The sequence below is a fragment of the Streptomyces sp. CRN 30 genome, assembly GCF_034105845.1.
Window position 1 is genome coordinate 1 of record NZ_JAVRHI010000008.1, and the last position, 8,899, is coordinate 8,899.

Genomic DNA, 8,899 nt, shown 5'->3' on the forward strand with positions numbered 1-8,899 from the left:
CACCGCCGGAGACGCCGCAGTCGACGAAGCCGATGCCCTTCAGGCCCAGCTCCACCGCGTGCTTCTCGTCGTCCGTCCAGCGCGAGTTCCCGCCGTCCACGACGACGTCACCGGGCTCCAGGAGCTCGGCCAGCTCGTCGACGGTGGCCTGGGTGGCGGCACCCGCCGGGACCATCACCCACACCACGCGCGGGCCCTCCAGCTTCTCCACCAGTTCGGGGAGGCTGGAGACGTCGGAGAGGGCGGGGTTGCGGTCGTAGCCGACGACGGTGTGGCCCGCGCGGCGGATCCGCTCGCGCATGTTGCCGCCCATCTTGCCGAGGCCGATGAGTCCGAGCTGCATGTCAGTTCACTTCTTCCTGAGAGTGCGGTAAGCGGCCACGAGGGCGGTGGTGGACGGGTCGAGGCCGGGGACGTCGGTGCCTTCGGTGAGGGCGGGTTCGACGCGCTTGGCGAGGACCTTGCCGAGTTCGACGCCCCACTGGTCGAAGGAGTCGATGTTCCACACCGCGCCCTGGACGAAGACCTTGTGCTCGTAGAGCGCGACGAGCTGGCCGAGCACCGCCGGGGTGAGCCGGGGGGCGAGGATGGTGGTGGTGGGCCGGTTGCCGCGGAAGGTCTTGTGCGCGACCAGTTCCTCGGCCACCCCCTCGGCGCGGACCTCGTCCGCACTCTTGCCGAAGGCCAGCGCCTGGGTCTGGGCGAAGAAGTTGGCCATCAGCAGGTCGTGCTGGGCGGCCAGGGTCTCACCGAGCTCGTCCACCGGGCGGGCGAAGCCGAGGAAGTCGGCCGGGATCAGCTTGGTGCCCTGGTGCAGCAGCTGGTAGTAGGCGTGCTGGCCGTTGGTGCCCGGGGTGCCCCACACCACCGGCCCCGTCTGCCAGGCCACCGGCTGCCCGTCGCGCTGCACCGCCTTGCCGTTGGACTCCATGTCCAGCTGCTGCAGATAGGCGGTGAACTTCGACAGGTAGTGGCTGTAGGGCAGCACCGCGTGCGCCTGCGCGTCGAAGAAGTTGTTGTACCAGACGCCCAGCAGGCCCAGCAGCAGCGGCACGTTCTGCTCCGGCGGGGCGGTGCGGAAGTGCTCGTCGACGGTGTGGAACCCGTCCAGCATGGCCCGGAAGTGCTCCGGCCCGACCGCGATCATCAGCGGCAGGCCGATCGCGGAGTCGTAGGAGTAGCGGCCGCCGACCCAGTCCCAGAACTCGAACATGTTCGCGGTGTCGATGCCGAAGTCGGCGACCTTCTCCGCGTTCGTCGACAGCGCCACGAAGTGCCTGGCCACCGCCTTCTCTCCCCCACTCTCGGCTTCGCTCGAGCGGGAGGTGCCCCCACCATCCAGCTGCTCCAGCAGCCACGCGCGCGCCGAGGTGGCGTTGGTGATGGTCTCGATGGTGGTGAACGTCTTGGAGGCGACGATGAACAGGGTCTCCGCCGCGTCCAGGTCGCGCACCGCCTCGTGCAGGTCCGCGCCGTCCACGTTGGACACGAACCGCACGGTCAGCGAGCGGTCGGTGTAGGCGCGCAGCGCCTCGTAGGCCATCGCCGGGCCCAGATCCGAGCCGCCGATACCGATGTTGACCACGTTGCGGATGCGCCGGCCGGTGTGCCCGGTCCACTCACCGGACCGGACCCGGTCCGCGAAGCCGGCCATCTTGTCCAGCACCGCGTGCACCTTCGGCACCACGTTCTCGCCGTCCACCTCGACGACCGCGTCCCGCGGCGCGCGCAGCGCGGTGTGCAGCACCGCCCGGTCCTCGGTGGTGTTGATCCGCTCACCACGGAACATCGCGTCCCGCAGCCCGAACACGTCCGTCGCGGCCGCGAGCTCCCGCAGCAGGGCCAGCGTCTCGTCGGTGACCAGGTGCTTGGAGTAGTCGACGTGCAGGTCGCCCACCCGTGCGGTGTAGCGCTCGGCCCGGCCGGGGTCCGCCGCGAACAGGTCCCGCAGGTCCGGGTCGCGCAGCGCGTGCGCCCGGTGGTCCGCCAGCGCGGTCCACTCGGGACGCCGGTCGAGCTCGGGGGAGTCAGGCATGGGTGGCGTTCTCCTCGTTCGGTTCGCCGCGCAGGGCGACGCAGTACATCTCGTCCGCGTCGAGGCGGCGCAGTTCCTCGGCGATCAGTTCGGAGGTGGTGCGCACCTTCAGGGCGAGGGTGCGCGCGGGCTGGCCCGGCAGGGTGAGCGTGGCGAGCGGGCCCTCGGGGCGGTCGATCACGATCTCGCCGTGCTCGGTGCCGAGCCGTACGCCGGTGACCACGGGTCCGCCGGTCACGATGCGCTCGACCCGCACGCCCAGCCGCGCCTCCAGCCAGCGGGACAGCAGCTCGGCGCTGGGGTTGTCCGCCTCGCTCTCGACGGCGGCCGAGGTGACCGTCGCCCGGGCCTGGTCGAGGGCCGCGGCCAGCATGGAGCGCCACGGGGTGAGCCGGGTCCACGCCAGGTCGGTGTCGCCGGGCGCGTAGGACCTGGCCCGCAGGTCCAGCACGTCGAGGGGGCTCTCCACGGCGTACATGTCGGTGATGCGGCGCTGGGCGAGGGCGCCGAGCGGGTCCTTCGCGGGGATCTCCGGCGCGTCCACGGGCCACCAGACGACCACGGGGGCGTCGGGCAGCAGCAGCGGCAGCACCACGGAATCGGCGTGGTCGCACACCTCGCCGTACAGCCGCAGCACCACGGTCTCGCCGGTGCCGGCGTCGGCGCCCACGCGGATCTCCGCGTTGAGGTGCGACTGGTGGCGTTCGCGGGGGTTGCGGGCGTGCCGCTTGATGACGACGAGGGTCCGCGAGGGGTGCTCGTGGGAGGCCTGCTGCGCGGCCTTCATCGAGTCGTAGGCGTTCTCCTCGTCGGTGACGATGACCATCGTCAGCACCATGCCCACGGCGGGCGTGCCGATGGCGCGGCGGCCCTGTACGAGCGCCTTGTTGATCTTGCTTGCCGTGGTGTCGGTCAGGTCGATCCTCATGGCCTGCGCCAGCTCCGTCCGTCTCGTGCGAGCATCTCGTCGGCTTCCTCCGGGCCCCAGGTGCCCGAGGCGTACTGCGCGGGCCTGCCGTGCTTGTCCCAGTACTCCTCGATCGGGTCGAGGATCTTCCAGGACTCCTCCACCTCCTGGTGGCGGGGGAACAGGTTGGCGTCACCGAGCAGTACGTCCAGGATCAGGCGTTCGTACGCCTCCGGGCTGGACTCGGTGAACGACTCGCCGTAGGCGAAGTCCATGGACACGTCCCGGATCTCCATCGAGGTACCCGGCACCTTGGACCCGAAGCGCACGGTCATGCCCTCGTCCGGCTGGACGCGGATGACGATCGCGTTGGCGCCGAGCTCCTCGGTGGCGGTGGAGTCGAAGGGGGAGTGGGGCGCCCGCTGGAAGACCACCGCGATCTCGGTGACCCGGCGGCCGAGCCGCTTGCCGGCCCGCAGGAAGAAGGGGACGTCCGCCCAGCGGCGGTTGTCGACCTCCAGCCGGATGGCCGCGTAGGTGTCGGTCTTCGACTGCGGGTCGATGCCCTCCTCGTCCAGGTAGCCCCTCACCTTCGCGCCGCCCTGCCAGCCGGCCGCGTACTGTCCGCGCACCGTGTGCAGGCCGAGGTCGTCCGGCAGCCGCACGGACTTCAGGACCTTGAGCTTCTCGGTGAGCAGCGACTCGGCGTCGAAGGCGATGGGTTCCTCCATCGCGGTGAGGGCGAGGAGCTGCAGGAGGTGGTTCTGGATGACGTCGCGGGCGGCGCCGATGCCGTCGTAGTAGCCGGCCCGGCCGCCGATGCCGATGTCCTCGGCCATGGTGATCTGCACGTGGTCGACGTAGGACCGGTTCCAGATCGGCTCGTACATCTGGTTGGCGAAGCGCAGCGCCAGGATGTTCTGGACGGTCTCCTTGCCGAGGTAGTGGTCGATGCGGAAGACCTGGTCCGGGTCGAACACCTCGTGCACGAGCGCGTTCAGCTCGCGGGCGCTGTCCAGGTCGCGGCCGAACGGCTTTTCGATGACCGCGCGCCGCCAGGAGCCCTCCGGTGCGTCCGCCAGGCCGTGCTTCTTCAGCTGCTGGACGACCTTGGGGAAGAACTTCGGCGGCACCGAGAGGTAGAAGGCGAAGTTGCCGCCCGTGCCGCGGGAGGCGTTCAGCTCGTCGACGGCCGACCGCAGCTGCTCGAACGCCTCGTCGTCGTCGAAGTTGCCCGGGATGAAGCGCATGCCCTCGGCGAGCTGCTGCCAGACCTCCTCGCGGAACGGGGTGCGGGCGTGCTCCTTGACCGCGTCGTGCACCACCTGCGCGAAGTCCTGGTCCTCCCAGTCGCGCCGGGCGAACCCGACGAGGGAGAAGCCCGGCGGCAGCAGGCCGCGGTTGGCCAGGTCGTACACGGCCGGCATCAGTTTCTTGCGGGACAGGTCACCGGTCACACCGAAGATGACCAGGCCGGAGGGCCCGGCGATGCGCGGCAGCCGGCGGTCGCGTTCGTCGCGCAGTGGATTGGTCCAGGTGGTCATCACGCGTCCGCTCCCTTGCGGTCCAGGGACTTCCCGACCGCGAGCAGCAGGTCCTGCCAGGCGGTCTCGAACTTCCGTACGCCCTCGTCCTCCAGCCGCTCGACGACCTCGTCGTAGGAGATGCCGAGCGCCTCGACCGCGGCCAGGTCGACGCGCGCCCGGTCGTACCCGCCGGTCACCGTGTCACCCGTGATGTCGCCGTGCTCCGCGGTGGCGAGGAGGGTGGCCTCGGGCATGGTGTTGACGGTGCCCGGCGCCACGAGCCGGTCCACGTACATCGTGGACCTGTACGCCGGGTCCTTCACTCCCGTGGAGGCCCACAGCGGGCGCTGCTTGCGGGCGCCGGACGCGGCGAGCGCGGTCCAGCGGCCGGAGGCGAAGACCTCCTCGTACGCCGCGTAGGCGAGCCGGGCGTTGGCGAGGGCGGCGCGGCCCTTGAGGGAGAGGGCCTCGTCCGTGCCGATCCGCGTCAGCCGCGCGTCGATCTCGGAGTCGACGCGGGAGACGAAGAAGGAGGCGACGGAGTGGATCGAGGCCAGGTCGTGCCCGGCCGCCTGCGCCTTCTCCAGGCCCGCCAGGTAGGCGTCCATGACCTCGCGGTAGCGGTCCAGCGAGAAGATCAGCGTGACGTTGACGCTGATGCCGAGGCCGATGACCTCGGTGATCGCCGGGAGCCCGGCCCGGGTCGCCGGAATCTTGATCATGACGTTGGGGCGGTCCACCAGCCACGCGAGCTGTCTGGCCTCGGCGACCGTGGCGGCCGTGTCGTGCGCGAGGCGCGGGTCGACCTCGATGGAGACCCGGCCGTCGCGGCCCGCGGTGGCTTCATGCACCGGGCGCAGGACGTCGGCGGCGGCGCGTACGTCGGCGGTGGTCATCATCCGTACGGCCTCGTCGACCGTCACCCCGCGCACGGCCAGGTCGGCGAGCTGCTCCTCGTAACCCTCGCCCGACCCGATGGCCGTCTGGAAGATCGACGGGTTGGTGGTCACGCCCACCACGTGCTGCTTCTCGACGAGGGAGGCGAGGTTGCCGGAGGTGACGCGCTCGCGCGAGAGGTCGTCGAGCCAGATGGAGACGCCCTCGTCGGACAGGCGTTTCAGGGGGTCCGCGGCCGCGGTCGCCGCGGCGGTCGTATCGGTCACAGTGGTCATCCTTCTTCAGTAACTCGCATCAAGCGCGGTCGGCCGCGGTGTCCGTGACCGCGTCGAGCGCGGTCCGGGCGGCGGCGACGACGTTCTCAGGGGTGAAGCCGTACTCGGTGAAAAGGGTCCTGGCGTCGGCGGAGGCGCCGAAGTGTTCCAGGGAGACGACGCGTCCGTGCTCACCGACGTACCGGTACCAGGTGAGGGCGACGCCCGCCTCGACCGCCACGCGGGCCTTCACGGACGGCGGCAGCACGCTCTCCCGGTAGGCAAGGGGCTGTTCCTCGAACCACTCCACGCACGGCATCGACACCACGCGCGTGGCGACGCCCCGCTCCTCCAGCCGCTCGCGCGCGGCGACGGCGAGCTGCACCTCGGAGCCGGTGGCGAGGAGGAGCACCTCCGGGGTGCCGGTGGACGCCTCACGGAGGACGTACCCGCCCTTCACGGCGTCCGGGTTCGGCTCGTACGTGGGCACGCCCTGGCGGGTGAGGGCGAGGCCGTGCGGGGCCGGGTGGGTGGCGTGGCGCCGCAGGATCTCGGCCCAGGCGGCGGCGGTCTCGTTGGCGTCGGCGGGACGGACGACGTTCAGGCCGGGGATGGCCCGGAGGGAGGCGAGGTGCTCGACGGGCTGGTGGGTGGGGCCGTCCTCGCCGAGTCCGACGGAGTCGTGCGTCCACACGTAGGTCACCGGGAGCTGCATCAGGGAGGAGAGGCGGACGGCGCCCCGCATGTAGTCGGAGAACACCAGGAAGGTGCCGCCGTAGATGCGGGTGTTGCCGTGCAGGGCGATGCCGTTCATGGCGGCGGCCATGGCGTGCTCGCGGATGCCGAAGTGGATCGTACGGCCGTACGGGTCCGCGCCCGGCAGCGGATTGCCCCGGGGCAGGAAGGAGCTGGTCCTGTCGATCGTGGTGTTGTTCGAGCCGGCGAGGTCGGCCGAGCCGCCCCACAGCTCGGGGAGGACCGCGCCGAGCGCCTTCAGGACCGTGCCGGACGCGGCCCGGGTGGCGACCGCCCCGCCCTCCTCGAAGACCGGCAGGTGCCTCTCCCAGCCCTCGGGGAGCTGCCCCGCCACCACGCGGTCGAACAGCCGTGCGTTCTCGGGGTGGGCGTCGCGCCACGCCTCGACCCGCCTGTTCCAGGCGGCGTGCGCCTCGGCGCCCCGGTCGAGGGCCAGCCGGGCGTGGGCCAGGACCTCGTCCGCGACCTCGAAGTGCCGCTCCGGGTCGAAACCGAGGACGCGCTTGGTGGCCGCGACCTCCTCCTCGCCCAGCGCCGAGCCGTGCGCGGCCTCGGTGTTCTGCGCGTGCGGCGCGGGGAAGGCGATGATCGTGCGCATCGCGATGAACGACGGGCGCGCGGTCTCGGCGCGCGCGGCCCGCAGCGCCTCGTACAGGGCGTGGACGTCGACGTCGCCGTTCGGCGCGGGCTCGATCCGCTGGACGTGCCAGCCGTACGCCTCGTACCGCCGTACGACGTCCTCGGAGAACGCGGTGGCGGTGTCGCCCTCGATCGAGATGTGGTTGTCGTCGTAGAGGAACACGAGGTTGCCGAGCCTCTGATGGCCCGCGAGGGAGGACGCCTCGGCGGAGATGCCCTCCTCCAGGTCGCCGTCGGAGACGATCGCCCAGACCACGTGGTCGAACGGGGAGGTGCCCGCGGGCGCCTCCGGGTCGAACAGGCCGCGCTCGTAGCGGGCGGCCATCGCCATGCCCACCGCGTTCGCCGCACCCTGGCCCAGCGGGCCCGTGGTGGTCTCCACCCCCGCGGTGTGCCCGTACTCGGGGTGACCGGGCGTCTTCGACCCGTACGTGCGGAACGCCTTCAGGTCGTCCAGCTCCAGTTCGTACCCGGCGAGGAACAGCTGGGTGTAGAGCGTCAGCGAGGTGTGCCCGGGGGAGAGGACGAAGCGGTCGCGGCCGGTCCACTCGGGGTCGGCGGGGTCGTGCCGCATCACCTTCTGGAAGAGCGTGTACGCGGCGGGTGCCAGGCTCATCGCCGTGCCCGGGTGGCCGTTGCCGACCTTCTGCACGGCGTCGGCCGCGAGGACACGGGCCGTGTCGACGGCACGCCGGTCGAGATCGGTCCACTCGAAACGGTCGGACGGGTGCGAGCTCATCTTCAAGAGATCCTCGATCGGAGCGGGGGACAGCTCTGACGTGTTCAAAACTAAAAGTCGGACTTTTGGTCGGGAAGGTCTCCCTGTGTCAGCCTTCGGTGAAAGTGGGACACCGGGCGCCGCGCGGGCGGAACCCGGGGCGGAGCGAGCCGACGCGAGAGGGACATGACGGACAGAACCACCCATGACGGGTGCGTGGAGGACGTGAGCGGCGGCCCGGTCGGTGCGGGCGGTGAGGGCATCAGGACGTTCACCTTTCCGGCGGCGGGCCCGGCCCTCTCCGGCGTCGGCATGCGGATAGGCCCGATGGGACCGGACCACCCCTGGCACCCCGAGGCACCGCTCGAGCGCGTGCACCGCATCGACTTCCACGTGGTGATGTTGTTCAGCGGCGGCCCCGTTGCTCACATGATCGACTTCGCCGAGTACCAGGCCTCGGCCGGTGACCTGCTCTGGATCCGTCCCGGGCAGGTGCACCGCTTCTCCCGCACGACCGGGTACCGCGGGACCGCGCTGACCATGCAGCCCGGCTTCCTGCCCCGCGCCACGGTGGAGGCGACGGGGCTCTACCGGTACGATCTGCCCCCGCTGCTGCGCCCCGGCCCCGACCGGCTGGCGGGCCTGCGCGACGCCCTCGCGCAACTGGAGCGCGAGTACACCGACGTCGGGACCCTGCCGCCCAGCCTGCACACCGCGGTGCTGCGGCACTCGCTGAGCGCGTTCCTGCTCCGCCTCGCGCACCTCGCGGCCAGTTCGGCGGAGGCCGGGCGGCAGCAGGCCGACACGACCTTCACCCGGTTCCGGGACGCCGTGGAGCAGGGTTTCCCCACCAACCACAGCGTCAGCGCGTACGCCGACGCCCTCGGGTACTCCCGCCGCACCCTGGTCCGCGCCGTCCGCGCCGCGACGGGCCAGACCCCCAAGGGCTTCATCGACCGGCGGGTGGTCCTGGAGGCCAAGCGGCTGCTGGCCCACACGGAGCTGCCGATCGGCCGGGTCGGTGCGGCCGTCGGCTTCCCGGACGCGGCCAACTTCTCGAAGTTCTTCCAGCTGCACGCCGGTGCCACCCCGGTGGCCTTCCGGGCGGAGCTGCGCTGACGGGCGTACGGGCACGGCGAAGGGCGGGTCGCACGCGCGCGCGTGCGA

7 protein-coding genes are annotated in these 8,899 nt (G+C 71.5%); 1 reads left to right on the top strand and 6 read right to left on the bottom strand.

Annotated features, from left to right (window positions below):
* From UW392_RS01000 to tkt, 6 genes are all read right to left on the bottom strand, one after another.
* A partial coding sequence (locus UW392_RS01000; RefSeq protein ID WP_320772890.1) for an NAD(P)-binding domain-containing protein occupies window positions 1–343 on the bottom strand: 343 nt, incomplete at its 3' end.
* A 6-nt stretch (window positions 344–349) separates the two neighbouring features.
* A complete protein-coding gene (gene pgi, locus UW392_RS01005; protein ID WP_320772891.1) occupies window positions 350–2,035 on the bottom strand; it encodes a glucose-6-phosphate isomerase in 1,686 nt (561 codons plus the stop codon).
* A complete protein-coding gene (gene opcA, locus UW392_RS01010) occupies window positions 2,028–2,963 on the bottom strand; it encodes a glucose-6-phosphate dehydrogenase assembly protein OpcA (protein WP_320772892.1) in 936 nt (311 codons plus the stop codon). The genes pgi and opcA overlap by 8 nt, the downstream gene beginning before the upstream one ends.
* Window positions 2,960–4,489, bottom strand: coding sequence for a glucose-6-phosphate dehydrogenase (gene zwf / locus UW392_RS01015; protein WP_414495363.1), 1,530 nt, complete (start codon window positions 4,487–4,489; stop codon window positions 2,960–2,962). Before zwf ends, opcA begins: the two co-directional genes overlap by 4 nt.
* The gene (gene tal, locus UW392_RS01020) at window positions 4,486–5,640 is read right to left on the bottom strand and encodes a transaldolase (RefSeq protein ID WP_320772893.1); all 1,155 of its coding nucleotides are present in this window, start codon (window positions 5,638–5,640) and stop codon (window positions 4,486–4,488) included. Before tal ends, zwf begins: the two co-directional genes overlap by 4 nt.
* A 19-nt stretch (window positions 5,641–5,659) precedes the next feature.
* Complete coding sequence (gene tkt / locus UW392_RS01025; protein WP_320772894.1) at window positions 5,660–7,753, bottom strand: transketolase; 2,094 nt, start codon at window positions 7,751–7,753, stop codon at window positions 5,660–5,662.
* Window positions 7,754–7,918: 165 nt separating this feature from the next.
* Between tkt and UW392_RS01030 the strand changes: the two genes are divergently transcribed.
* Complete coding sequence (locus UW392_RS01030) at window positions 7,919–8,851, top strand: AraC family transcriptional regulator (protein ID WP_320772895.1); 933 nt, start codon at window positions 7,919–7,921, stop codon at window positions 8,849–8,851.
* Window positions 8,852–8,899: the final 48 nt, after the last annotated feature.